Here is a 24084-nt window from a genome sequence, read left to right as displayed (position 1 = left end):
GCTGTGCCCAGCCCGTGGACCTACGCGGACATGGGGCGCTGTACCCGGATCGACTGCAGCAGCCCCACCGCCACCCAGACCGCGAACATCGACGAGCCTCCGTACGACACGAACGGCAGCGGCAGACCGGTGACCGGCATGATGCCGAGGGTCATGCCGATGTTCTCGAAGGACTGGAAGGCGAACCAGGCCACGATGCCGGCGGCGACGATCGTGCCGTACAGCTCGGTCGTCTCGCGCGCGATGCGGCAGGCCCGCCACAGCAGCACGCCCAGCAGGAGGACGATCAGGCCCGCGCCGACGAAGCCCAGCTCCTCCCCCGCCACCGTGAACACGAAGTCCGTCTGCTGCTCGGGCACGAACTGGCCCGTGGTCTGCGAGCCGTGGAACAGCCCGGCGCCCGTCAGACCACCGGAGCCGATCGCGATGCGGGCCTGGTTGGTGTTGTAGCCGACGCCCGCGGGGTCGAGGCTGGGGTTGGCGAAGGCCGCGAACCGGGCGATCTGGTACTCGTCCAGGATGTGCAGCTGCCATACGGCGATCGCGCCCGCCGCACCCGCGCCCAGCAGACCGAACACCCACCGGTTCGACGCGCCGGAGGCAAGCAGCAGGCCCAGCACGATGATGACCATGACCATGACCGACCCGAGGTCGGGCATCAGCATCACGATCAGCATCGGTACGGCGGCCAGGCCGAGTGCCTGGAGGACGGTGCGGTGGTCGGGGTAGGGCTTGTCGCCCGCGTCCACCCGGGCCGCCAGCAGCATCGCCATGCCCAGGATGATCGTGATCTTCACGAACTCGGAGGGCTGGAGCGAGAAGCCACCGCCCAGCACGATCCACGAGTGGGCGCCGTTGACCGTGGAGCCCAGTGGGGTCAGCACCATGAGGATGAGGAACACCGAGGCGCCGTACAGGAGCGGCACGGCCGTGCGCAGGGCGCGGTGGCCGAGCCAGACCGTGCCGAGCATCAGGGCGAAGCCGATGCCGGTGTTCATGATGTGCCGGATCAGGAAGTAGTACGGGTCGCCCTGGTTGATCTCGGTGCGGTTGCGGGTCGCCGAGAAGACCAGGAGCGAGCCGATGCCGGAGAGCGCGAGGGCCGCCAGCAGTATCGGCCAGTCCAGCCGGCGGGCGAGGGAGTCACGGGCGAACACCCGGGCCCAGCCCGCGCGTGCGGGCCCGTAACCGGAGACCTGGAAGCTGTTGACGCCGGTCATGTGAGGATCCTCCGGCTTCCCCTCCTGCGCGACCGTCGCCGGGTGTCCCGGTTGCCGGCCGTCGGCGGGTTCACGGTCGCCGCCTGCTGGGTCTGGTCCTGTTCGGGGGCGCTCTTCTGGCTGGCCCGCTGTTCCTTCGCCGGGTCCTTCCCGATCTTCGGGGACGTGATCGTCCCGTCCGTGCGGACCTTGGGCAGGCCCTTCTGCGGGGTCGGCAGCAGCGCGTTCTTCGGGTTGATCGTGCCGTTGTCGGACACGCCGTACAGCGCGTCGTAGATGTTGCGGACGGCCGGGCCGGAGGCTCCGGAGCCGGTACCACCCTGGGAGATCGTCATGACGACGGAGTAGTCCTTGGTGTACGTGGCGAACCACGACGTCGTCTGCTTGCCGTAGACCTCGGCGGTACCCGTCTTGGCGTGCATGGGGATCTTGTTCTGCGGCCAGCCGACCTGCGCGAACCGCCAGGCGGCGGTTCCCCGGGTGGCGACGCCCGCGAGGGCCTCGTCCATCTTGCTCAGCGTCTGGCGGCTTATCGGCAGCCTGCCGTGCGACTTGGGCTTGATCTCGTGGACGGTCTTGCCGTCGGCGCTGACGACGGCCTTGCCGACGGTCGGGTCGTGCAGGGTGCCGCCGTTGGCGATGGCCGAGTAGATCGTGGCCATCTGGATCGGGGTGACGAGGGTGTCGCCCTGGCCGATGGAGTAGTTGATCTCGTCACCGGCGCGCATCTTGTTGCCTTCGAGGCAGTTCTCGTACGCGATCTTCTGGACGTAGTCGCCGTCCTTCTTCCCCGTCTTGCACCAGACGTCCTTGTTGGCCTTCCAGTAGTTCTCCTTCCACTGGCGGTCGGGGACCCGGCCGGTGACCTCGTTGGGCAGGTCGATGCCGGTCTCCTTGCCGAGGCCGAACTGGTGGGCGGCCTTGAAGAAGTAGTCCTTGGGCTCGCCCTTCTTCGGGTTGATGCCGCCGTCCTTCTGCCACTGGTTGTGGGCCAGACCGTAGAAGACGGTGTCGCAGGAGACCTCGAGGGCGCGGCCGAGGGAGATCGGGCCGAAGTTCTCCGACTCGAAGTTCTTGAAGACCTGACCGCCGACCGAGTACGAGCTGGTGCACGGGTAGCTGCCGTCGAAGTCGTAGCCGGCCTCGACGGCGCCCGCCGTGGAGATCACCTTGAAGGTGGAGCCCGGCGCGGACTGACCCTGGATCGCCCTGTTGAGCAGCGGGTAGTTGGAGTTCTTGCCGGTGAGTCTGGCGTAGTCCTTGGCGGAGATGCCGCCGACCCAGGCGTTGGGGTCGTAGGTCGGGTTGGACGCCATGGCGACGACGCGGCCGGTCTTGTTCTCCATCACCACGACCGCGCCGGAGTCGGCCTTGTACTTCTCGTTGGTGTTGCGGTCCCACTCCTGGCGGGCCTTCTTCATGGCGTCGTTCAACTCGTACTCGGCGACTCGCTGGACGCGGGCGTCGATGCTGGTGACGAGGTTCTCGCCGGGCCGCGCGGGGTCGGCCTCGGCCTGGCCGATGACCCGGCCGAGGTTGTCGACCTCGTAGCGGGTGACGCCGGCCTTGCCGCGCAGTTCCTTGTCGTACTCGCGCTCCAGGCCGGAGCGGCCGACCTGGTCGGAGCGCAGGAACGGCGAGTCGGTGTCCTGGGCCTTGGTGATCTCCTCGTCGGTGACGGGCGAGAGGTAGCCGAGGACCTGGGCGGTGTTGGCCTCACCGGGGGCGGCGTAGCGGCGCACGGCCTCCGGCTCGGCGGTGATGCCGGGGAAGTCCTCGGCGCGTTCACGGATCTGCAGAGCCTGCTTGGCGGTGGCCTCGTCGGTGATGGGGATCGGCTGGTACGGCGAGCCGTTCCAGCAGGGCTGGGGGGTCTTGGCGTCGCACAGCCGGACCTTGACCATGACCTCCTGGGGCTTCATGCCCAGCACGCCGGCCAGTTTGGTGAGGACGGCCTTGCCGTCGTCCTTCATCTTCAGCAGGTCGGTGCGGGAGGCGGAGACCACCAGCCGGGTCTCGTTGTCGGCCAGGGGCACGCCGCGCGCGTCCAGGATCGAGCCGCGGACCGCGGGCTGCACGACCTGCTGGACGTGGTTGCCGGAGGCCTCCTTGGCGTACGCGTCGCCCTCGCGGATCTGGAGGTACCACAGGCGTCCGCCGAGGGTGCCGAGCAGGGAGAGGACGAGGATCTGGATGACGACGAGCCGGATCTGGACCCGTGGGGTCCGGCCGGTCTCGGGGATGTTGGTCACTGCGGTTGCCGCCCCCTCTCAGTGCGCCGACGTGTGTGCGCGTACGAATGATGAACGACCGACCTGTGAGGCCACGTTCCGCCAGAACTTCCCCGTACGGGTGAACTCCGCCGCCTTCACAGCCGCTTGACCCCCTTGATACGGCCCACCCGCGTGGTGCGGGCCCGGGCTCTGGTCTTCAGGCCACCGAGGGCGCCGCGTTGACCGCCGATCTTGAGACCGGTGCCGGAGGAGAGCCAGCCGGAGGAGATGTCGGCGGTCTTGGCGGCGCCGGTGCTGGTCTCGGACAGCGGGTCGTTCTCGGCGCGCCGGGCCAGGGCCATGATCCCGGGGACCACGAACGGGGCGAGCAGCAGGTCGTACAGGGCGGCCGTGAACAGCAGGCTGGGGAGGCCGACATGGCGGGCGGCGGTGTCGCCGACGAGGGCGCCGACACCGGCGTACAGCAGGGTGGTGCCGATGGCGGCGGCGACCACCACGGCCATGGGACCGGTGGCCGACCTCAGCCGGCCGTTGTCCGGTTTCGCCAGGCCCGCGAGGTAGCCGATGACGCACAGCACGAGGGCGTAGCGGCCGGCCGCGTGGTCGGCGGGCGGGGCGAGGTCGGCGAGCAGACCGGCGCCGAAGCCGACGAGCGCGCCGCCGACGTGGCCGTACACCATGGCGAGGCCCAGGACGGTGAGCAGCAGCAGGTCGGGGACGGCTCCGGGGAGGTGCAGGCGGGCGAGGACGCTCACCTGGACCACCAGGGCGACGACGACCAAGGCGGAGGAGAGCAGGATCCGGTTGACACGCATGGGTTACAGCTCCTACTGCTCAGGCTGGGTCTGGCCGTCGACCTGCGCGTTCGCGGACGGCGTGACGGTCACCGTCACGGTCGGCGTGGGGGTCGGTTTGGGCTTGGCGGGCAGCACCGTGTCGCGCGGGTCCTTCTTCGGGGCCTGGACGACGACGCCGACGACGTCGAGCTTGGTGAAGCTGACGTACGGCGTGACGTAGAGGATGCGGGTGAGACCGCCGCCGGAGGGGTCGACGCGGGAGACCACACCGACCGGGACGCCGGGCACGAAGGGCTTGTCGGACTGCGAGCCGAAGGTGACCAGGCGGTCGCCCTTCTTGATCTCGGCCTTGCTGTTGAGGAGCTCGACGCGCAGCGGGCGGTCGCCCTGCCCGGAGGCGAACCCGAGTTCGTCGCTGGCCTCCATGCGGGTGCCGACGGTGAAGTCGGGGTCGTTGGCGAGCAGGACGGTGGCGGTGTCGGGGCCGACGGTGGTGACGCGTCCGACGAGCCCGTCCCCGTTCAGGACGGTCATGTCGCGTTTGATGCCGTCGTTGGCGCCGACGTCGATGGTGACGGTCCAGGAGAAGCCCTGGGCCGCTCCTATCGCGATGACCTCGGCACCCTTGATGCCGTACTGTCCGGCGCCGCCGAGCTTCAGCATCTTGTCGAGCTGGGTCAGTCGGGAGCGGTTGCGGTCGTCGCTGCCGAGTTTCGCCTTGAGGGCCGCGTTCTCCTTCTCCAGCCCGGCGAGCCGGTCGTGACGTTCACCGGAGTCACGGATGGCCGATACGGCGTTGCCGACCGGGTCGACCGCGGCCGACATGCCGTCCTCGATCGGGCCGAAGACGGTGGCCGCGCCGCGCCGGGCACCGTCGACCGGTGAGTCCTCCCCGCCGCGGATGTCCACCGTGATCAGCGCGAACGCGATGGCGACCAGCAGCACCAGGAGCAGCCGGCTCTCTCGTGTGTCCCTCACGTGCGGCGGCCGTGCCTTCCTCATAGGAATGTGCAGAGGTTCAGGTGTTGAGGTGTTCTGGTGTTGAGATGTTCTGATGTCGATGTGTACGGGGGCTCAGGGGCGAGCTTAGGCCTCCATATCAACGATTCCGCCGCACGAGGTCGATCGTCTCGTACGGCGGAATCGAAGAGTTACGTCATCTGCGCGGCGAGGCGTCGAGCACCTGCTGCAGCGCCTCGAACTCCTCGACGCACTTGCCGGAGCCGAGCGCCACGCTGTCCAGCGGGTCCTCGGCGATGTGGATCGGCATGCCGGTCTCGCGCCGCAGCCGCTCGTCGAGGCCGCGCAGCAGCGCTCCGCCGCCGGTCAGAACGATTCCCCGGTCCATGATGTCGCCGGACAGCTCCGGCGGGCACTTGTCCAGGGTCGTCTTGACCGCGTCGACGATGGCGTTGACGGGTTCCTCGATCGCCTTGCGGACTTCGGCGGCCGAGATGACGACGGTCTTGGGCAGACCGGAGACGAGGTCCCGGCCGCGGATTTCGGTGTGCTCGTCAGCGTCGAGGTCGTACGCCGAACCGATCGTGATCTTGATCTGCTCGGCCGTCCGCTCACCGAGGAGGAGCGAGTACTCCTTCTTGATGTGCTGGATGATCGCGTTGTCCAGTTCGTCGCCCGCGACGCGGATGGACTGAGCGGTGACGATGCCGCCGAGGGAGATGACCGCGACCTCCGTGGTGCCGCCGCCGATGTCCACCACCATGTTGCCCGTGGCCTCGTGGACCGGCAGGCCGGAGCCGATGGCCGCGGCCATGGGCTCCTCGATGATGTGCACCTGACGGGCGCCGGCCTGGGACGACGCCTCGATGACGGCACGGCGCTCGACGCCCGTGATGCCCGAGGGCACACAGACGACGACCCGCGGGCGAGCCAGATACCGCCGCTTGTGGATCTTCAGGATGAAGTAGCGGAGCATGCGCTCGGTGATCTCGAAGTCGGCGATCACGCCGTCCTTCAGCGGACGTACGGCAACGATGTTGCCGGGCGTGCGCCCGATCATCTTCTTCGCTTCGGCGCCGACCGCGAGGATGCCACCGGTGTTGGTGTTGATCGCGACGACGGACGGCTCGTTGAGTACGATCCCGCGACCCCTGACGTACACCAGCGTGTTGGCGGTCCCGAGGTCGACAGCCATGTCACGGCCGATGAACGACATTGAGTTCCCCATCAGGATTCTTCTGGCCTTCCCACGAGCTTTTTGAGGGCTTTTCAGGTCGGCGAGGTGGGCGCAGTGACGTGAAGGCTTCCATCGTAGACGCGCCTTCGCGAACACCGCGGGAGGGTCTCCGCCATTGTCAGCAGATGACGTGTGCGTCCGCTTGTGGAGACGGGCGTTCGGGGAAACCCGTTCCCCCGATCGGCGACGCATATGCCAAGGAGTCCGGGGGCGGTGCCCCCAGACTCCCGTTTTCGGCCGTCGTGGGTGTTACGCGCGGCCGGGGAAGAAGATCTTCACCTCACGGTCGGCGGATTCCTCGGAGTCGGAGGCGTGGATCAGGTTCTCCCGCACGATCACACCGTAGTCGCCGCGGATGGAGCCGGGGGCGGCGGCGATCGGGTCGGTCGGACCGGCCAGCGCCCGCACACCCTCGATGACCCGCTCGCCCTCGACGATCAGCGCCACGACCGGACCGGAGGCCATGAACTCCACCAGCGGCTCGTAGAAGGGCTTGCCCTTGTGCTCGCCGTAGTGCTGCTCCAGGGTGTCCTGGTCCAGGGTGCGCAGTTCCAGCGCGGTGATCTGCCAGCCGGCCTTGCGCTCGATACGGCTGATGATCTCGCCGGTCAGGCCACGACGGACGGCGTCGGGCTTGAGGAGGACGAGGGTGCGCTGGCTCACGGGAAGGCTCCTTCTACGGCCGGTGTGCGGTGGGATGAGGTTACAGGGCGTGTCCGTACGGATGTCACGCAGCGTCAGGTGTGGAGGACCCGGCCTGCTCCGCGAAGCGGGCCTTGGCCTCGTCGATCTTCCTGCCGTAGTGCACGGACGCCCACCACAGGGCCGCGAAGACCGCGCCCATGAAGAACATCGTCGGGACCACGAAACCGGAGGCGATCAGGGCGATCTGCAGGGCCCAGCCGAGGACGACACCGCCGGGGCGGGTCACCATGCCGCACAGCAGCAGGCTCAGGAACATGGCGATGCCGCTGACCGTCCAGACCGTCGACGTGGACAGGTCGGGGTCCTTCATGGCGACCAGGCCGGCGAAGCCGATGACGAAGAACTCGCCGATCAGGGTCGAAGAACAGAGCGTACGCATTCTCGGGTCTCAGCCCTTCCCCAGCAGCAGCCGGGCCTCGCCGACGGTGATGACGGATCCGGTGACGAGCACACCGCCGCCCGCGAACTCGCCCTCCTCCTCGGCCAGCGTGATCGCGGCCTCCAGGGCGTCCGGCAGGCGGGGCTCCACCTGCACGCGCTCCTCGCCGAACACCTCGACGGCGATCGCGGCGAGCTCGTCGGCGTCCATGGCCCGGTGGCTGGAGTTCTGGGTGACGACGACCTCCGCGAAGACCGGCTCGAAGGCCTCCAGCAGTCCGCGCACGTTCTTGTCACTGCTGGTCCCGACCACGCCGATCAGCCGGCTGAAGTCGAAGGCCTCCCCGACCGCCTCGGTGGTGGCGCGGGCGCCGGCCGGATTGTGGGCGGCGTCCAGGACGACGGTCGGGGACCGCCGTACGACCTCCAGCCGTCCCGGTGCGGAGACCGCGGCGAAGGCCTTGCGGACGGTGTCGATGTCGAGCGGCTCGGGCCGCTGGGAGCCGACGCCGAAGAACGCCTCGACGGCGGCGAGCGCGACGGCCGCGTTGTGCGCCTGGTAGGGGCCATGCAGCGGGAGGTACACCTCGGGGTACTCCCCGCCGAGCCCGCGCAGGGTCAGCAGCTGCCCGCCGACGGCGACCTGCCGCGCTACGACCCCGAACTCCAGCCCCTCCCGGGCGACCGTGGCGTCCACCTCGACGGCCTTCTTCAGCAGCACCTGGGCCGCGTCGACCGGTTGCTGCGCCAGGATGACCGTCGCGTCCTGCTTGACGATGCCGGCCTTCTCGGTGGCGATCGCGGCCGGCGTGTCACCGAGCCGGTCGGTGTGGTCGAGGTCGATGGGAGTGACGACGGCGACGTCCCCGTCGATGACGTTGGTGGCGTCCCAGGAGCCGCCCATCCCCACTTCCACCACGGCCACGTCGACGGGCGCGTCCGCGAAGGCGGCGTACGCCATGCCCGTGAGCACCTCGAAGAACGACAGCCGGTACTCCTGCTGGGAGTCGACCATCTCGATGTACGGCTTGATGTCCTGGTACGTCTCGATGAACCGCTCGGCGGAGACCGGCGCACCGTCGAGGCTGATGCGCTCGGTGATCGACTGCACGTGGGGGGAGGTGTAGCGCCCGGTACGCAGTTCGAAGGCGCCGAGCAGGGCCTCGATCATGCGGGCGGTGGAGGTCTTGCCGTTGGTGCCGGTGATGTGGATCGAGGGGTACGCCCGCTGCGGCTCCCCCAGCACGTCCATCAGCGCGGAGATCCGGCTGACCGACGGTTCCAGCTTGGTCTCGCCCCAGCGGGTGGCGAGGTCCGCCTCGACCTCGCGCAGGGCCCTGTCGACCTCCGGGTCCTCGGGCCGCGCGGGCACGTCGGCCTGCGGGGGGCCGCCCTGGGTACGCAGGGTACGGCTGCCGGCCTCGATCAGCGCGAGATCCGGGTCCCGCTCGGTCTCGGCCTCGATGATCTCGTCGAAGGAGCTGTCGTCATGCGGGGGCAGGTCACTCACGAGGGCCAGTCTACGTACCCAGTCCGCGGGCAGTCGTGCCGCTGGGGCGGCACGGGTGGGCGCGGGCGGCACCCCGCGAGCGCCGGGCAGCGCGACCCACTCCCGGCAAGCGAAAACCCCCGGAAGCATTGGGCTCCGGGGGCTTCAGCGAACCCTCAGGCGCGCGGCAGCCGGTCAAGCTGCGCGGCGATCCGGGCGATGTCCTCGTCCGCCTTGGTCAGCCGGGTCCGGATCTTCTCCACGACGTGGTCGGGAGCCTTCGCCAGGAACGCCTCGTTGCCGAGCTTGGCGTTGGCCTGGGCCTTCTCCTTCTCCGCGGCGGCGAGGTCCTTGGCGAGCCGCTTGCGCTCGGCGGCGATGTCGATCGTGCCGGAGAGGTCGAGGGCCACCTCGGCCCCCGCGACCGGCAGGGTCGCCGTGGCGGTGAACGCGTCGCCCTCAGGCTGGAGCCGCAGCAGCTGTCGGATGGCGGCCTCGTGCGGGGCGAGCGCCGTACCGTCCAGCGACAGGCGGGCCGGGACCCGCTGCCCGGGCTGCAGGCCCTGGTCGGCACGGAAGCGGCGGACCTCGGTGATGACCGACTGGAGGGTCTCGATCTCCTTCTCGGCACCCGCGTCACGGAAGCCGCTGTCGGCGGGCCACTCGGCGATGACGAGGGACTCACCGCCGGTCAGCGTGGTCCACAGGGTCTCCGTGACGAAGGGGACGACCGGGTGCAGGAGACGCAGGGTCACGTCCAGGACCTCGCCGAGGACCCGCTTGGAGACCTCGGCGGCCGGGCCGCCGGCCTGGAACGTGGTCTTCGACAGCTCGACGTACCAGTCGAAGACCTCGTCCCACGCGAAGTGGAACAGCGCGTCGGAGAGCTTCGCGAACTGGTAGTCCTCGTAGAACGCGTCGACCTCGGCGACCACCGAGTTGAGGCGGGAGAGGATCCAGCGGTCCGTCGCCGACATCTCGGTCGGCTCAGGCAGCGGGCCGTCCACCGTCGCGCCGTTCATCAGCGCGAAGCGCGTCGCGTTCCAGATCTTGTTGGCGAAGTTGCGGGAGCCCTGGACCCAGTCCTCGCCGATCGGGACGTCGACACCCGGGTTGGCGCCGCGGGCCAGCGTGAACCGGAGGGCGTCGCTGCCGTACTTGTCCATCCAGTCCAGCGGGTTGACGACGTTCCCGAAGGACTTCGACATCTTCTTGCCGTTCTGGTCACGGACCATGCCGTGCAGGGCGATGGTGTGGAACGGCGGGGTGCCGTCCATCGCGTAGAGGCCGAACATCATCATCCGGGCGACCCAGAAGAAGAGGATGTCGTAGCCGGTGACCAGGACGGAGTTCGGGTAGAACTTCGCGAGCGACTCGGTCTGTTCGGGCCAGCCCAGTGTGGAGAAGGGCCACAGACCCGAGGAGAACCAGGTGTCCAGGACGTCGGTGTCCTGACGCCAGCCCTCGCCGGTGGGCGCCTCCTCGTCGGGGCCGACGCAGACGACCTCGCCGTTCGGGCCGTACCAGACCGGGATCCGGTGTCCCCACCACAACTGCCGTGAGATGCACCAGTCGTGCAGGTTGTCGACCCAGTCGAAGTACCGCTTCTCCATCTCCTGCGGATGGATCTTGACCTTGCCGTCACGGACCGCGTCGCCGGCCGCCTTCGCCAGCGGACCGACCTTGACCCACCACTGCATGGACAGCCGCGGCTCGATGGTCGTCTTGCAGCGCGAGCAGTGGCCGACCGAGTGGACGTACGGCCGCTTCTCGGCGACGATCCGGCCCTCGGCGCGCAGCGCGGCGACGATGGCGGAACGTGCCTCCAGCCGGTCCAGGCCCTGGAAGGGGCCGTGGGCGGTGATGACGGCGTGCTCGTCCATGATCGCGATGGCCGGCAGGTCGTGACGCTGGCCGATCTCGAAGTCGTTCGGGTCGTGGGCCGGGGTGACCTTGACGGCACCCGTGCCGAACTCGGGGTCGACGTGCGCGTCGGCGACGACCGGGATGGAACGCTCGGTCAGCGGCAGCTTGATGAGCTTGCCGACCAGGTGCTTGTACCGCTCGTCGTCGGGGTGGACGGCGACGGCCGTGTCACCGAGCATCGTCTCGGCGCGGGTGGTGGCGACGACGATGGTCTCGTCCCCGTCGCCGTACTTCATGGAGACGAGCTCGCCGTCGTCGTCCTGGTACTCCACCTCGATGTCGGAGATGGCGGTCAGGCAGCGGGGGCACCAGTTGATGATGCGCTCGGCGCGGTAGATCAGCTCTTCGTCGTAGAGCCGCTTGAAGATGGTCTGGACGGCCTGGGAGAGACCCTCGTCCATGGTGAACCGCTCACGCGACCACGCGACGCCGTCTCCCAGGCGGCGCATCTGCCCGCCGATCTGACCGCCGGACTCGGCCTTCCACTGCCAGACGCGCTCGACGAACGCCTCCCGGCCGAGGTCGTGCCGCGACTTCCCCTCCTTGCCGAGCTCACGCTCGACGACGTTCTGGGTCGCGATCCCCGCGTGGTCCATGCCGGGTTGCCACAGCGTCTCGTAACCCTGCATCCGCTTGCGGCGGGTCAGGGCGTCGATGAGGGTGTGTTCGAAGGCGTGCCCGAGGTGGAGCGAGCCCGTGACGTTCGGCGGCGGGATGACGATCGTGTACGGAGGCTTGTCGCTCTTCGCGTCGGCCTCGAAGTACCCCCGCTCCACCCAGCGCTCGTACAGCGGCCCCTCTACGTCGGCCGGCGCGTACTGGGTCGGCAGTTCGGTGTCGGGCGCTGGTGGCTGCTGCTGAGCGTTCTCGGTCACGGGCTCAGTTTAGGGGTGTCACCGGGCAGTCCCGAAACGCGTTTGTTCTGTAACGGTGGGGGCCCCGCCGCCGTCCGCCCCTGCCCTCTGGGCCAGGATGTCAGGAACATATAAGCATCTGGAGGGGAACCCAGAAATGAGTCACAACCAGCCGGGCCCGTACGGTGGGCAGCCCCAGCAGCCCGGCCCGTACGGTGGGCAGCCCCCGCAGGGCGGCCCGTACGGCCAGCCGGGTCCCTACGGCCAGCCGCCGCAGGCCCCGCAGCCCGGCTACGGATACCCCCAGCAGACTCCCCCGGCCCAGCCGGGTTACGGCCAGCCCCCGCAGGGCGCTCCGCAGCAGCCCTACGGTCAGCAAGCCCCGTACGGCCAGCAGCCGCAGTACGGGCAGCAGCAGCCGTACGGCCAGGCCCCGTACGGGGCGCCGCAGCCGCCGGCGTCCGGGGGCGGCAAGAAGAAGATGGGGCTCATCATCGGCGCCGTGGCGGTCGTGGCCGCGATCGGCGTGGGGGCGTACTTCGTGATCGGTGGGGGCGGCGGCGGGGGCGGGCTCGAGGACGACGGCCCGCACAAGCTCAGCGCGCCCTCGAAGCTGATGTCCGAGAAGTACACGCGTGCGGGCAACCCGCAGGAGCAGAAGGTGAGTTCGGACGACGCGAAGGACCTCGCCGCGTTCGGGGTGTCCGACGCCACACAGGTCGCGGCCACCTACTCGACCGTGGACATGTCGTCGATCGACACCAGCGACCCCAGCGCGGTGGCGAAGGCGAAAGCCGCCGAGAACGTCGCCTTCTCCGGCTTCTACGGCAAGGTGGCCGACCCCGAGAAGGCCCTGGACGGAACCTTCGCGGAGATGAAGAAGAGCGCCACCTCGGACGGCGACGCCAAGATCGTCGGCGACGCCGAGTCCGTCTCGCCCAGCGGTCTGGACGGCGCCGTGATGAAGTGCCAGAAGATCCAGGGCAAGAGCCGCGTCACCGGCAAGGACCAGACGGTGTACATGTGCATCTGGGCGGACTACAGCACGATGGGCGTGGTCCAGCCGAACACGAGCACCAAGACGTACTCCATGGACGAGTCGGCGCAGATCGCGGCCGACCTCCGTAAGGACGTCCGCGTCAAGAGCTGACCGGCTCCCGGCATGTGAAGAGGGCCCCGCCTGCGCGGGGCCCTCTTCATGTCCGCTGCGTACCGGACTCGGCTACGCCGTCTTCTGCTCGCCCGGACCCCGGCCCCGCGAATCCCGCGGGATCAGCGTCGGGTTGACGTTGGAGAGGACCACGTCGGCGGTGATGACCACGCGGGCCACGTCCTTGCGGGACGGCACCTCGTACATGACGCCCTGGAGGACCTCTTCCATGATGGCGCGCAGGCCTCGCGCGCCGGTCTGGCGGAGGATCGCCTGGTCGGCGATGGCTTCCAGCGCCTCGCGCTCGAAGTCCAGCTCCACACCGTCGAGTTCGAACAGCCGCTCGTACTGCTTGACGAGCGCGTTGCGCGGCTCGACCAGGATCTGGAGCAGCGCCTCGCGGTCCAGGTTGTGGACCGAGGTGATGACGGGCAGCCGGCCGATGAACTCGGGGATCATGCCGAACTTGACCAGGTCCTCGGGCATGACGTCCTCGAACTGGTCCTTGGCCTCGAGCTCCCGCTTGGAGCGGATCGTCGCGCCGAAGCCGATGCCCTTCGCGCCGGCCCGGGACTCGATGAGCTTCTCCAGACCCGAGAAGGCGCCGCCCACGATGAACAGCACGTTCGTCGTGTCGATCTGGATGAACTCCTGGTGCGGGTGCTTGCGGCCGCCCTGCGGCGGAACGGAGGCCGTGGTGCCCTCCAGGATCTTCAGCAGGGCCTGCTGGACGCCCTCGCCCGACACATCGCGGGTGATCGACGGGTTCTCGCTCTTGCGGGCGACCTTGTCGATCTCGTCGATGTAGATGATCCCGGTCTCGGCCTTCTTGACGTCGTAGTCCGCCGCCTGGATCAGCTTGAGCAGGATGTTCTCGACGTCCTCGCCGACATAGCCGGCCTCCGTCAGCGCCGTCGCGTCGGCGATGGCGAACGGGACGTTGAGCATGCGGGCCAGGGTCTGGGCCAGCAGGGTCTTGCCGGAGCCCGTGGGGCCCAGCAGGAGGATGTTGGACTTCGCCAACTCGATGGCGTCGTCGCGGCCTTGGGCACCGCCGTTCTCACCGGCCTGGACCCGCTTGTAGTGGTTGTACACCGCTACCGAGAGCGCCTTCTTGGCCGACTCCTGGCCGACCACGTACCCCTCGAGGAACTCGTAGATCTCGCGGGGCTTCGGGAGTTCCTCCCAGCGGACCTCGCTCGTCTCCGCGAGTTCTTCCTCGATGATCTCGTTGCAGAGGTCGATGCACTCGTCGCAGATGTACACACCGGGCCCTGCGATGAGCTTCTTGACCTGCTTCTGGCTCTTGCCGCAGAACGAGCACTTGAGCAGATCGCCGCCGTCACCGATGCGTGCCACGGTGTGCTTCCCCTTCGCCTGGGAGACGCCTAGGTCCAGCGGCTCCTGGTGCTGCCTTATATCCGACGGTACCTTGCCGAGCCCCCCGTTCGGGCCCCCCTTGGCGCGGTTCACTTTGACGTGGAGCGTGTCACACCGTGCCAAGGGGTGGCAGACGCCACAGCTTCCGTGTCAGCGCACGGACGCGTTGTTCATCTTCCGGGTGGAGATGATCTGGTCGATCAGGCCGTACGCCAGCGCGTCGTCAGCCGTGAGGATCTTGTCGCGCTCGATGTCCTCGCGGATCTTCTCGACCGGCGTGGTGGAGTGCTTGGCCAGCAGGTCTTCCAGCTGGGCGCGCATCCGCAGGATCTCGTTGGCCGCGATCTCGAGGTCGGAGACCTGGCCCCGGCCCGTCTCGCTGTAGGGCTGGTGGATCAGCACCCGGGCGTTCGGCAGCGCCATGCGCTTGCCGGGCGTACCGGCGGCCAGCAGGATGGCGGCGGCCGAGGCGGCCTGGCCCATGCAGACCGTCTGGATGTCCGGCTTCACGAACTGCATCGTGTCGTAAATCGCAGTCAGCGCGGTGAAGGAGCCGCCGGGGCTGTTGATGTAGACCGAGATGTCCCGGTCGGGGTCCATCGACTCCAGGCACAGCAGCTGCGCCATGACGTCGTTGGCGGAGGCGTCGTCGATCTGGACGCCGAGGAAGATCACCCGCTCCTCGAAGAGCTTCGCGTACGGGTCGTACTCGCGGATGCCCTGCGAGGTGCGCTCGACGAACCGGGGGATCACGTAGCGGGACTCGGCCGCGGGGCCCGTGTACTCGGCGCGCGTGCGGTCGTACAGGCCGCTGCCGGGGAAGTCGTTCACTGTCTGTCTCCTAGGGGCTGAGGCGGTCGGCTGGGGGCTTGCTGGGGCCGGTGCGGCCCCATGGGGCGGTCAGGCCCCGGTGCCGCCGCCGCCCGGGATGCCGGCAGCCGTGGTGATGACGTCGTCGATGAGGCCGTACTCCTTGGCCTCATCGGGGTCGAACCAGCGGTCACGGTCCGAGTCGCGGGTGACCTGCTCGACGGTCTGGCCCGTGTGCTGGGCGGTGAGCTCGGCCATGCGCTTCTTGGTGTGCAGCAGCCGCTCGGCGTGGATCTTGATGTCCGACGCGGAGCCCGCGAGACCGGCGGAGGGCTGGTGGATGAGGATCTCGGCATTCGGCAGCGCGAAGCGCTTTCCGGGGGTGCCCGCGCTGAGCAGGAACTGCCCCATGGAGGCGGCGAGGCCCATCGCGATGGTCATCACGTCGTTCTTGATGAACTGCATGGTGTCGTAGATCGCCATACCGGCCGTGATCGAACCGCCGGGGCTGTTGATGTAGAGGTTGATGTCCTTGTCGGGATCGGCCGCGGCAAGGAGCAGCAGCTGCGCGGTGATCTTGTTGGCGATGTCATCGTCGACCGGCTGGCCGAGGAAGATGATCCGCTCGTTGAGCAGCCGGTTGTAGACCTGGTCGCCGAGGCCGCCACCGATGGAAGGCTCGCCGGCGGCTGAGGGCATCAGATTCGTCACGTATCCACCTGCTCGTCTTACGACGGCGCCGGGCCGTCTCACGTTTCCCTGCGGGGCTGGAGCCGTTCGGGGACTCCACTGCCCTCGTATTCATGGACCCTAACGCGCTGGTCCCTTCGGGGAATCCCGGGAAGGCTGGTGTTCGCCGGGGGCGTAGCGTCTGGCCCGCCGGTGGGGCCCGGTGCGGCCTCGTCGGGGAGACGACGCGGTCGTCGGGCCGGGGTCGGTCGGAGCGCCCCTGCGGCGGGGCCGCACATCGATACAGCCCCGCGCGCCTGGCCGGGCTGCCCCTGGCGTAAGGCCCCCTTAAGGCGAAGGGCCCCGGAGCCGATGTGCTCCAGGGCCCCTGCCTACGTCAGAGGTGACGCGGGAATCAGGCCTCGGCCTTCTTCTCGCCCTCGCCCTCGGAGCCGCCCTCGGCCTTCTCCTCGGCCGGGGCGTCCTCGGTGGAGTCGGCGGTGGCCTCGACGGCCTCCGTCTCCTCCTCCTCGTCGTCCAGGTCGACGATCTCGCCGTTGGTGTCCTTGACGGTGGCCTTCTCGACCACGGCGGCCAGGGCCTTGCCGCGGGCGACCTCGCCGACCAGCATCGGAACCTGGCCACCCTCGACGACCGCCTGGGCGAACTGGTCGGGGGACATGCCGGAGGAGGCCGCGCGCCGCATGAGGTGCTCGGTGAGCTCCTCCTGGCTGACGTTGAGCTTCTCCTGCTTGACGAGCTCGTCGAGGACGAACTGGGTCTTGATGCCCTTGACCGCGGCCTCGCGGGTCTCGGCCTCGAACTCCTCGGCGCTCTTGCCCTGGATCTCCAGGTACTTCTCGAGGTCGAGGCCCATCTGGCCGAGCTGGTGGTGCTCCAGGTTGTGCTTGCGGGTGTTGACCTCGTCCTCGAGCAGCTTCTCGGGGACGGGCACCTCGACGAGCTCCAGCAGCTTCTCCAGGACGCGCTCCTGGGCCTGCGTGGCCTGGTCGTACTGCTTCGTGTTCTCGAGGCGCTTGCGGCTGTCCGCGCGGACCTCTTCGAGGGTGTCGAACTCGGAGGCGAGCTGCGCGAACTCGTCGTCCAGCTCAGGCAGTTCGCGCGCGGCGACCTGGGTGACCTTGACGGTGACCTCGGCGTCCTTGCCGGCCGCCGAGCCGCCCTTGAGCTCGGAGGTGAAGGTGGCCTCGCCACCGGCCTCCAGGCCCTTCACGGCGTCGTCGATGCCGTCCAGCAGCTCGCCGGAACCGATGGTGTAGGACACGCCGCTCGCGACGCCGTCCTCCAGCACCTCTCCGTCGACCTTGGCCTCCAGGTCGAGGGTGACGACGTCGCCGTCCTCGGCCGCGCGCTCGACCGGGGAGGTCGACGCGAAGCGCTCACGCAGCTCACTGAGGGCCTTGTCGACGTCCTCGTCGCTGACCTCGACCGCGTCGACCTCGACCTCGATGCCGGAGTAGTCCGGGATCTCCAGGGCAGGGCGGACGTCGACCTCGGCGGTGAAGTTCAGCGTCTCGCCGTCCTTCAGCTCGGTGATGTCGACCTCGGGCTGGCCCAGCACGTTGAGCTCGGCCTCGTTGACCGCTTCGGTGTAGAACTTCGGAAGCGCGTCGTTGACGGCCTCCTCGAGCACGGCGCCACGACCGAACCGCTGGTCGATGACGCGGGCCGGGATCTTGCCCTTGCGGAAGCCCTTCACCGTGACCTGCTGGTTGATCTTCTTGTACGCCGCGTCGAGGCTGTCCTTGAGCTCCTCGAAGGGCACCTCGACAGTGAGCCGAACCCGAGTCGGGTTCAGGGTCTCCACGGCGCTCTTCACGGTTCGGTCTCCTTGTGGCTGACTGCTTGGGTTCTGCCGGGGCCAGAACGGCACCGGCGGATTCGCCGCCCGGAGGACTTCATAAGGAGAGACACACGGGCGACCAGCTTGCATAGTAACGGCAGCGGCGACACGCCCCAAAGGCGATCACGGAACGCGCTCACGGACATGACCGCGCGAGTGGCCGACGACAGGCCGGGGACGGCCGATCAGTGGTCGGGGTGGCGGGATTTGAACCCACGGCCTTCCGCTCCCAAAGCGGACGCGCTACCAAGCTGCGCCACACCCCGTGCTGGTGCGACACGTAGGGTACATGCCCACAGGCAGCATGGCCGCCGCATTAACAGGGTGTGCGTCGAAGGGGTACGACCCGCTACGATGCCTGTGTGCCGCGGTCGCCGACCTGCGGTGCGCGCTGTGCGGGCGTAGCTCAATGGTAGAGCCCTAGTCTTCCAAACTAGCTACGCGGGTTCGATTCCCGTCGCCCGCTCCACATGACGTAGGGCCAGGTCAGAGGATCATTCCTCCACCTGGCCCTCGTCGTTTCCGCGGTCGTCGACAAAGGCCTCCGGCCCATTCCTTGCGAGGAGCGGGCCGGAGGCCTTTGTCGTGCCCTGCGGCGCGGCGTCCGCGGCGTCCACTGTTTCGAGCACGGTTCGACGGCGACCATGAGCGGCCGCGCCTAGAACTGGATCGAGTTGATGGTCTCCGCTATCGAGTTCAGGAACCGCTGGATGTCGTCGGCCATGCCGGTCGAGGCGAGGAAGAAGCCGAACAGCACCGCGACTATGGCGGGGCCGGCCTTGATTGAGCCTCCCCTGATCAACACCACCAAGATGATCGCCAACAGCAGCACCACTGACAGCGAAATGGCCACAACTGATCACACCCTCGATCGGTCCGCTCTCCCGGCCCGGGGGTGCAGCCCCTCACACCCCCGCCAGAACCATCGTGCCACCAACGGGGCCCGCATATGCGGCACGTGACCCAACGTTGGCCAAGGCCGCCCGGGATCTTCCCGTGCCCGTGGGCCCGCAGGGGCTTCACCAGGGGTCTTCGCACAGCAATTCGACGGGGTCTCCCCGCAGGTAATTCAGACTGGATCGTTTCCGTGTCCACACACCGCGTTCGCAGGTGATTCGAATTTCATCCACCGGGAGGCCGGCGACCTACGCGGCATGCCGATAATGCACCATTTAGTATGGATGAATCGTGACAAGTGCGGCACCTATGACGCCCTGGCCTCATATTCAGCGTGTGTCGGTCCTCACGTGGACAGGAATGTCGACTTCCGGAAAACGCGGGTAGGCGAAGCCATTAACCAGGAATGACGTCGGGAATTTTACGAATACGCACAGCCAAGGCTAGGGTGCCTCAGATGTTCCACGCCGCCTCGTCCCCCGCCCGCGCAGCGAGGTCCCTGTGACGAACCCGCTGCGACCGCACGGCCAGAACCGATCTCCACTCCCTCCGGCACAGTCGTCGGCGGACGGAGTGCCGAGCCCGCGCACGCCGCAGGGCCACCGCGAACCGGCCCCGCCCCGGGCCGCCGCCGGTGGCAAGCCCGGAGCCAAGCAACGCGACGCGTTCTTCGACAACGCGAAGTATCTGGCGATCGTGCTGGTCGCCGTGGCCCATTCCTGGGAGCCCCTCAAGGGCGACAGCCGGATCCTGGAGGCCATGTACACGGTCGTGTACTCCTTCCACATGCCGGCGTTCATCATCATCTCCGGGTACTTCTCGCGCAGCTTCGCCATGCGCTCCGATCAGCTCAAACGCCTGATCACCGGCGTGGTGGTGCCGTACGTCGTCTTCGAGACGGCCTACTCCCTGTTCAAGCGCTACTTCGATCACTCGCCGGGCCAGGACATCAGCCTGCTGGACCCCTGGTACCTGACCTGGTTCCTGTGCGCGCTGTTCATCTGGCGGATGACCACGCCGATCTGGAAGATGGTGCGGTGGCCGCTGCCGCTCGCTCTCGGCATCGCCATGCTGGCGTCCGCCTCGCCCGAGATCGGCGACGACCTGGACTTGCAGCGGGTGCTGCAGTTCCTGCCGTTCTTCGTGCTCGGCCTGTGCATGAAGCCCGAGCACTTCAAACTGGTGCGCCGGCGTTCGATGCGGATCGTGTCGGTGCCGGTGGTCGCGGCCGCGCTGGTGGTCGGCTGGTGGGCGGTGCCCCGTATGAACACGTCGTGGTTCTACCACCGTGACGCCGCTCAGGACATGGCCGCGCCCTGGTGGTCCGGACCGGTCATGATCCTCGCGCTGTTCGGCTGCTCGCTGCTGCTGACCGCCTGCTTCTTCGCCTGGGTGCCGGGCCGCCGGATGTGGTTCACGGCACTGGGCGCGGGCACGCTGTACGGCTACCTGCTGCACGGCTTCCTGATCAAGGGCGGCGACTTCTGGGGCTGGTTCGACCACGCCTGGATGGAGCGGCCGCTCGGCGAGATCTTCGTGAGTGTCCTCGCGGCGGCCGTCGTGACCCTGCTGTGCACCGCGCCGGTGCGCCGGGTCTTCCGGTTCGCGATGGAACCGACGATGGACTGGGCCTTCAAGCGGGACGCGGCCGAAGTGGCGCGGGGGCGCGAGAAGAACGACAAGAAGAACGAGACGGGCGTGCGCGAGCGCGAGAAGGTCAGCGCCTAGGCGCGACCACTCGTCACCGGAGCTCACCGCCGTCAGCGACCAGGCCGAGAAGCGCACGCATCCGCGTGTACTTCTCGGTCAGTCGTGTGCGGGTGGGTTCGTCCAGCACCGCGAGGCGGGCCGGGTCCGCGTTGTGGGCCAGGTCCGCCTCCTTCACCAACAGGGCGCCGGGGGTGGCGAGAACGCGCCGGGCGTACGCCTCGGGCGGCTCCGCGGCCCGCTTGGTGACCGCGCGCACGATGTCCTTCGTACGGCGGCTGAGGGCCGCCTCCTCCAGCCATCCGTCGGAGAGCGCGTCGTCCTCGACGCTGTCGTGCAGCCAGGCCGCCGCGATCTGCTCCTCGTCGCCGCCCCGTGCGCGTACCCCTTCCGCGACGGCCCGCAGGTGTTCGGCGTAGGGCCGGCCTGCCTTGTCGCGCTGGCCCGAGTGGGCGGCGCGTGCGATGGCCTCGACCTCTCCCAACGTCAGCGGCTGCGGAGCGGGGATCGAGGGCTGTGGAGTGTCCGTCATGCGTCCAGTGTGTCGGCGCGCAGGGCCGCGCGGGCCGGGAGGGTGGCCGCCGTCAGGCCGAGCAGGACGATCGTGCCGGCGAAGGCGCCGTAGACCAGGGGCGGGATGTACGGTCCCTGGCCGGTCAGCCCCTTCGTCATCGGGATCAGTGTGGCGAGGGCGATCGCCGTGCCGAGGACGATGCCCGCGAGGACGACCAGGAGGGCCTCCCAGCGGACCATGTGCATGACCTGGCGGCGGGTGGAGCCGATCAGGCGCAGCGTGCCGAGTTCGTCGCGGCGGTCGAGCACCGTCATCACCAGGGTGTTGACCGCGGCGACGGCCGCGAACCCGCCGAGGACGGCCGCCATGACCGTGTTCGCCCAGGCGTTGAGCTCCCGGTCCACCGACAGGGCGGCCGTGTGGTCGGCGCGGTCCAGGACCGTGCCGAGGGCGCCCAGACCGGCCGCCGTACCCCCCTTGGTCCACAGCTCGGTGTCGTAGGCGGAGGTGACGTGGGTGGCGAGGTCGGCGCGGCTCATCGTGACCTGGGACAGACCCAGACCCCGTCCGTAGGTCGCCACGATCCGCGGCTCTGCCCTGGTGCCGTCGGGCAGGCGCACCAGGATCCGGTCGCCGACGTCGACGTTCGCGTTGTCGGCCACGGCGGCGTCGACGGCCGCCTCGCCCCGTTTCAGGGACAGTTGGCCACGTCGTACGTCCAGATCCTGTACGGCGGCCAGGTCGCGGGCGGACCCCGTGACGCCCTGCGCGGACACCGCCGTGATCGCACCGCCCGAGGCGGGGACCAGCACCGAGGTCTTCAACAGGCCGACGGCGGCGGTGACTTCGGGGGCGCCGGCGGCCCGTCGTACGGCGTCCGGGGGCAGGCCCGGGTCCGCGGTGACGATGTGGTCGGCGAGGATGCCCGCCTCCTGCTGCCGTGCGGTGACCCGCTCCTCGCTGGTGTGCATGAAGACCAGCACCGAGGAGAAGGCCATGGCGAGGACGATCGGGGTGATCGCGGACGCCAGTCGGCGGGCGTTCGTACGGGAGTTGGCGGCGGCCAGGGCGGCGGGGGCGCCCGCGCCGCGCAGCGGGAGCCCGAACAGGGCCGCGCAGACCCGCGCGACCAGCGGGCCGAGCAGGGCAACCGCCAGCATGAACAGCATCACGATGCCGAGCGCCGCGTTGGCCGCGTCCTCACCGGTCGTCGAGGCGGCCAGGCCCGCGCAGACGAATCCGCCGACCGCGGCGGCGATCCCGAGCGGCATCCGGATCCAGCCCACCCGCAGTCGCTCCACGGCCGCCTCGCCCAGTGCCTGTCCCGGCTTGACGCGGGAGCTGCGATGCGCGGCCGTGTAGCCGGCCAGGAGGGCGGTGACGAGCACGGCGCCGACGGCGACGACCAGTGGGATCCAGGAGACGGACAGTTCGACGGCGTCGGGGATCGCGCCTCTGTCGCGCAGCTGCCCGAACCACCAGCGGGCCAGGGCGATTCCGGGAAGACAGCCGGCCGCGCCCGCGAGCGGGGCGATCAGCAGGGTCTCGGTGGCGATCGTGCGACGGATCTGGCGCGGGGTGGCTCCGACGGCGCGCAGCAGCGCGAACTCGCGGGCGCGCTGGCCGACCGCGAGGGCGACCGTGCCGGCCGCGGTGAACATCGCGACCGCGGTCGCGACGCCGCCGAAGGAGCCGCCGATTCCCATCAGGGTCTCGCGGGCCTCGGCGAGGGTGGGGTCGGCCACGGTGCCCCGGTCGTCGCCGGTGTGGACCTGGGCGCGGTCGCCGAGGGCGTGGGCCACCTGGGCGGCGAGGGTCCGGGCGGTCACCCCGGGCCTGGGCAGTACGGCGACGGCGTCCACGCGGCCGGGGTGGCCGGAGACCCGTAGGGCTTCGGAGTCGGCGAACCAGACGGCGTCCTGGCCGGTGCCGTCGGCGCCGGTGGCGGTGGTGGTGTTGGTGCCGGTGGTGCCGGAGACGCGGTAGGCGCGGGTGCCGTCGGGTGTGGTGAGGGTGATGTGGTCGCCCACCGTGCCGTGCGGGAGGGCCACTTCGCCGGGGTGCGGGGCGCGGCCCTCGGTGAGGTGTTCGCCGGTGAAGACGGTGGAGGAGAAGTTGTGGGCGGTGCGGGCGCCGCGCGGGTCCCGGGCCGGGAAGGTCACGTCGGCGACGGCCGTGCGGGCGCCGGGGGCCGAGGCGGCCTTCGTCACCAGGGAGACGTCGAGGCGGGCGCGGTCCGGGAGTGGCTCGCTGTCCGCGCTGTCGCCGTGGCCGTAGTGGGCCCGCTGGTCGGCGGCGGCCACCACGGGGGCGCCGGCGTAGCGCTGGGGCGGGACGGTGGCACGGGCGCCGGTCTCCAGGAGGACGCCGCAGGCCGAGACGATCGCCGCGGCCAGCACGAGCGCGACCAGCGTGCCGACGAACGCGGCGGGGCGGAACCGGACGGCGGCACGGGCGAGGCCGTTGGGTGCGAACATCACGCCGCCGTTCGGTCGTAGGGCGCCGGGACGGTGAGGGCCGTCATGCGGGCGGCGATCCGGTCCGCCGGGGCGCGGTCGAGGTGGTCGGCGATCTCGCCGTCGGCCAGGAACAGGACCCGGTCCGCCCAGGTGGCGGCCGCCGGGTCGTGGGTGACCATGACGACGGTGGCGCCCTGGGTGTCCACGGCCTGCCGGAGCAGGGCGAGGATCTCGGCGGCCGTCGTGGTGTCCAGGGCACCGGTCGGCTCGTCCGCGAAGATCACGTCGGGGCGGGTGACGAGGGCGCGGGCGATCGCGACGCGCTGCTGCTGTCCGCCGGAGAGCTGGCCGGGGCGTCGGCGGGCCTTGTCGGCGAGACCGACCTGGGCGAGCACCTCGGCGGCGCGGCGACGGTCGGGGCGATGGCCGGCCAACCGCATCGGCAGCACGACGTTCTGCTCGACCGTCAGGGACGGGAGCAGGTTGAAGGCCTGGAAGACGAAGCCGAGGCGGGTGCGGCGCAGCGCGGTGAGCTTGTTCTCGCGCATGCCGGTGATCTGGGTGCCGCCGAGACGGACGGTGCCGGCGGTGGCGCGGTCGAGGCCCGCCGCGCACTGGAGGAACGTGGACTTGCCGGAGCCGGAGGGGCCCATCACGGCGGTGAAGCTGCCGTGCCGGAGGGTGAGGTCGATGCCGCGCAGGGCGTGGACCGCGTTACGTCCGCGGCCGTAGCGCCGGGACACTCCGTGCAGTTCTACGGCCCATTCGCCTGCCATGCGCTTGCCCTCCGGTCGGTCGTCTGTGGAGCATCACGGTGGTGATGTCTCGAACGTA

At 69.4% G+C, this 24084-nt stretch carries 19 protein-coding genes and 2 tRNA genes; 3 read left to right on the top strand and 18 right to left on the bottom strand.

The window, feature by feature from the left end; translation table 11 throughout:
* Positions 1-20 precede the first annotated feature (20 nt).
* From rodA to ACFYRY_RS09230, 9 genes are all read right to left on the bottom strand, one after another.
* A complete protein-coding gene (gene rodA / locus ACFYRY_RS09270; protein WP_389141812.1) occupies positions 21-1220 on the bottom strand; it encodes a rod shape-determining protein RodA in 1200 nt (399 codons plus the stop codon).
* Positions 1217-3472, bottom strand: a complete 2256-nt coding sequence (mrdA, locus tag ACFYRY_RS09265; protein ID WP_389141810.1) for a penicillin-binding protein 2 — start codon at positions 3470-3472, stop codon at positions 1217-1219. The genes rodA and mrdA overlap by 4 nt, the downstream gene beginning before the upstream one ends.
* A gap of 116 nt (positions 3473-3588) precedes the next feature.
* The gene (gene mreD / locus ACFYRY_RS09260; RefSeq protein WP_389141808.1) at positions 3589-4269 is read right to left on the bottom strand and encodes a rod shape-determining protein MreD; all 681 of its coding nucleotides are present in this window, start codon (positions 4267-4269) and stop codon (positions 3589-3591) included.
* Between the two features lie 12 nt (positions 4270-4281).
* Positions 4282-5229: a rod shape-determining protein MreC gene (gene mreC, locus ACFYRY_RS09255; protein WP_389141806.1), complete on the bottom strand. Its 948-nt coding sequence runs from the start codon at positions 5227-5229 to the stop codon at positions 4282-4284.
* Positions 5230-5407: 178 nt separating this feature from the next.
* Positions 5408-6427, bottom strand: a complete 1020-nt coding sequence (locus tag ACFYRY_RS09250; protein ID WP_123999956.1) for a rod shape-determining protein — start codon at positions 6425-6427, stop codon at positions 5408-5410.
* 270 nt (positions 6428-6697) lie between these two features.
* Positions 6698-7111: a nucleoside-diphosphate kinase gene (ndk, locus tag ACFYRY_RS09245; RefSeq protein ID WP_356771090.1), complete on the bottom strand. Its 414-nt coding sequence runs from the start codon at positions 7109-7111 to the stop codon at positions 6698-6700.
* A gap of 64 nt (positions 7112-7175) precedes the next feature.
* On the bottom strand, positions 7176-7532 hold the full coding sequence (locus ACFYRY_RS09240; protein ID WP_389141804.1) for a DUF4233 domain-containing protein: 357 nt from the start codon (positions 7530-7532) through the stop codon (positions 7176-7178).
* Between the two features lie 9 nt (positions 7533-7541).
* Positions 7542-9041 (bottom strand): bifunctional folylpolyglutamate synthase/dihydrofolate synthase, encoded by a 1500-nt coding sequence (locus tag ACFYRY_RS09235; RefSeq protein ID WP_389141802.1) that lies wholly within the window; start codon positions 9039-9041, stop codon positions 7542-7544.
* A gap of 155 nt (positions 9042-9196) precedes the next feature.
* On the bottom strand, positions 9197-11821 hold the full coding sequence (locus ACFYRY_RS09230; RefSeq protein WP_389141800.1) for a valine--tRNA ligase: 2625 nt from the start codon (positions 11819-11821) through the stop codon (positions 9197-9199).
* 136 nt (positions 11822-11957) lie between these two features.
* Here ACFYRY_RS09230 and ACFYRY_RS09225 point away from each other — a divergent pair, with 136 nt between their 5' ends.
* Complete coding sequence (locus tag ACFYRY_RS09225) at positions 11958-12950, top strand: hypothetical protein (RefSeq protein ID WP_389141798.1); 993 nt, start codon at positions 11958-11960, stop codon at positions 12948-12950.
* A 72-nt stretch (positions 12951-13022) separates the two neighbouring features.
* Here ACFYRY_RS09225 and clpX read toward each other — a convergent pair whose 3' ends face one another.
* The 5 genes from clpX to ACFYRY_RS09200 all read right to left on the bottom strand — a co-directional run bounded on the left by clpX (position 13023) and on the right by ACFYRY_RS09200 (position 17939).
* A complete protein-coding gene (gene clpX / locus ACFYRY_RS09220; RefSeq protein ID WP_356771100.1) occupies positions 13023-14309 on the bottom strand; it encodes an ATP-dependent Clp protease ATP-binding subunit ClpX in 1287 nt (428 codons plus the stop codon).
* A gap of 171 nt (positions 14310-14480) precedes the next feature.
* Positions 14481-15161 (bottom strand): ATP-dependent Clp protease proteolytic subunit, encoded by a 681-nt coding sequence (locus tag ACFYRY_RS09215; protein ID WP_356771102.1) that lies wholly within the window; start codon positions 15159-15161, stop codon positions 14481-14483.
* A gap of 69 nt (positions 15162-15230) precedes the next feature.
* A complete protein-coding gene (locus ACFYRY_RS09210) occupies positions 15231-15839 on the bottom strand; it encodes an ATP-dependent Clp protease proteolytic subunit (RefSeq protein ID WP_389143684.1) in 609 nt (202 codons plus the stop codon).
* A gap of 385 nt (positions 15840-16224) precedes the next feature.
* Positions 16225-17649 carry a trigger factor gene (tig, locus tag ACFYRY_RS09205; RefSeq protein ID WP_389141795.1) on the bottom strand — a complete coding sequence of 475 codons (1425 nt, stop codon included), beginning with the start codon at positions 17647-17649 and terminating at the stop codon, positions 16225-16227.
* A 213-nt stretch (positions 17650-17862) separates the two neighbouring features.
* Positions 17863-17939, bottom strand: a tRNA-Pro gene (locus ACFYRY_RS09200).
* Positions 17940-18068: 129 nt separating this feature from the next.
* Here ACFYRY_RS09200 and ACFYRY_RS09195 point away from each other — a divergent pair.
* Positions 18069-18142, top strand: a tRNA-Gly gene (locus ACFYRY_RS09195).
* Positions 18143-18331: 189 nt separating this feature from the next.
* On the opposite strand, the gene ACFYRY_RS09190 is transcribed toward ACFYRY_RS09195, so the two are convergent.
* Positions 18332-18526 (bottom strand): hypothetical protein, encoded by a 195-nt coding sequence (locus ACFYRY_RS09190; protein WP_356771106.1) that lies wholly within the window; start codon positions 18524-18526, stop codon positions 18332-18334.
* Positions 18527-19143: 617 nt separating this feature from the next.
* On the opposite strand from ACFYRY_RS09190, the gene ACFYRY_RS09185 reads away from it, so the two are divergent.
* Positions 19144-20298: an acyltransferase family protein gene (locus tag ACFYRY_RS09185; RefSeq protein WP_389141793.1), complete on the top strand. Its 1155-nt coding sequence runs from the start codon at positions 19144-19146 to the stop codon at positions 20296-20298.
* Between the two features lie 13 nt (positions 20299-20311).
* Here the strand turns inward: ACFYRY_RS09185 and ACFYRY_RS09180 are convergent, their stop codons facing one another.
* The 3 genes from ACFYRY_RS09180 to ACFYRY_RS09170 are packed head-to-tail and all read right to left on the bottom strand — an operon-like array spanning position 20312 to position 24026.
* Positions 20312-20809 (bottom strand): HD domain-containing protein, encoded by a 498-nt coding sequence (locus ACFYRY_RS09180; RefSeq protein WP_389141791.1) that lies wholly within the window; start codon positions 20807-20809, stop codon positions 20312-20314.
* Positions 20806-23268: an ABC transporter permease gene (locus ACFYRY_RS09175; RefSeq protein WP_389141789.1), complete on the bottom strand. Its 2463-nt coding sequence runs from the start codon at positions 23266-23268 to the stop codon at positions 20806-20808. The genes ACFYRY_RS09180 and ACFYRY_RS09175 overlap by 4 nt, the downstream gene beginning before the upstream one ends.
* Entirely contained in the window at positions 23268-24026 is a 759-nt protein-coding gene (locus ACFYRY_RS09170; RefSeq protein ID WP_389141787.1) for an ABC transporter ATP-binding protein, read from the bottom strand. The genes ACFYRY_RS09175 and ACFYRY_RS09170 overlap by 1 nt, the downstream gene beginning before the upstream one ends.
* Between the last annotated feature and the right edge of the window lie 58 nt (positions 24027-24084).

It is taken from the genome of Streptomyces sp. NPDC005263 (assembly GCF_042872365.1).
Taxonomy (GTDB): domain Bacteria; phylum Actinomycetota; class Actinomycetes; order Streptomycetales; family Streptomycetaceae; genus Streptomyces.
This window is presented reverse-complemented; position numbering and strand designations above follow the sequence as displayed.

What these genes read in the sequence shown, in the direction of transcription:
- rodA (WP_389141812.1), bottom strand. Translation starts at nt 1,220, where the DNA reads ATGACCGGCGTCAACAGCTTCCAGGTCTCCGGTTACGGGCCCGCACGC.
- mreD (WP_389141808.1), bottom strand. Translation starts at nt 4,269, where the DNA reads ATGCGTGTCAACCGGATCCTGCTCTCCTCCGCCTTGGTCGTCGTCGCC.
- ACFYRY_RS09250 (WP_123999956.1), bottom strand. Translation starts at nt 6,427, where the DNA reads ATGTCGTTCATCGGCCGTGACATGGCTGTCGACCTCGGGACCGCCAAC.
- ACFYRY_RS09240 (WP_389141804.1), bottom strand. Translation starts at nt 7,532, where the DNA reads ATGCGTACGCTCTGTTCTTCGACCCTGATCGGCGAGTTCTTCGTCATC.
- ACFYRY_RS09225 (WP_389141798.1), top strand. Translation starts at nt 11,958, where the DNA reads ATGAGTCACAACCAGCCGGGCCCGTACGGTGGGCAGCCCCAGCAGCCC.
- ACFYRY_RS09210 (WP_389143684.1), bottom strand. Translation starts at nt 15,839, where the DNA reads ATGCCCTCAGCCGCCGGCGAGCCTTCCATCGGTGGCGGCCTCGGCGAC.
- ACFYRY_RS09180 (WP_389141791.1), bottom strand. Translation starts at nt 20,809, where the DNA reads ATGACGGACACTCCACAGCCCTCGATCCCCGCTCCGCAGCCGCTGACG.
- ACFYRY_RS09175 (WP_389141789.1), bottom strand. Translation starts at nt 23,268, where the DNA reads ATGTTCGCACCCAACGGCCTCGCCCGTGCCGCCGTCCGGTTCCGCCCC.
- ACFYRY_RS09170 (WP_389141787.1), bottom strand. Translation starts at nt 24,026, where the DNA reads ATGGCAGGCGAATGGGCCGTAGAACTGCACGGAGTGTCCCGGCGCTAC.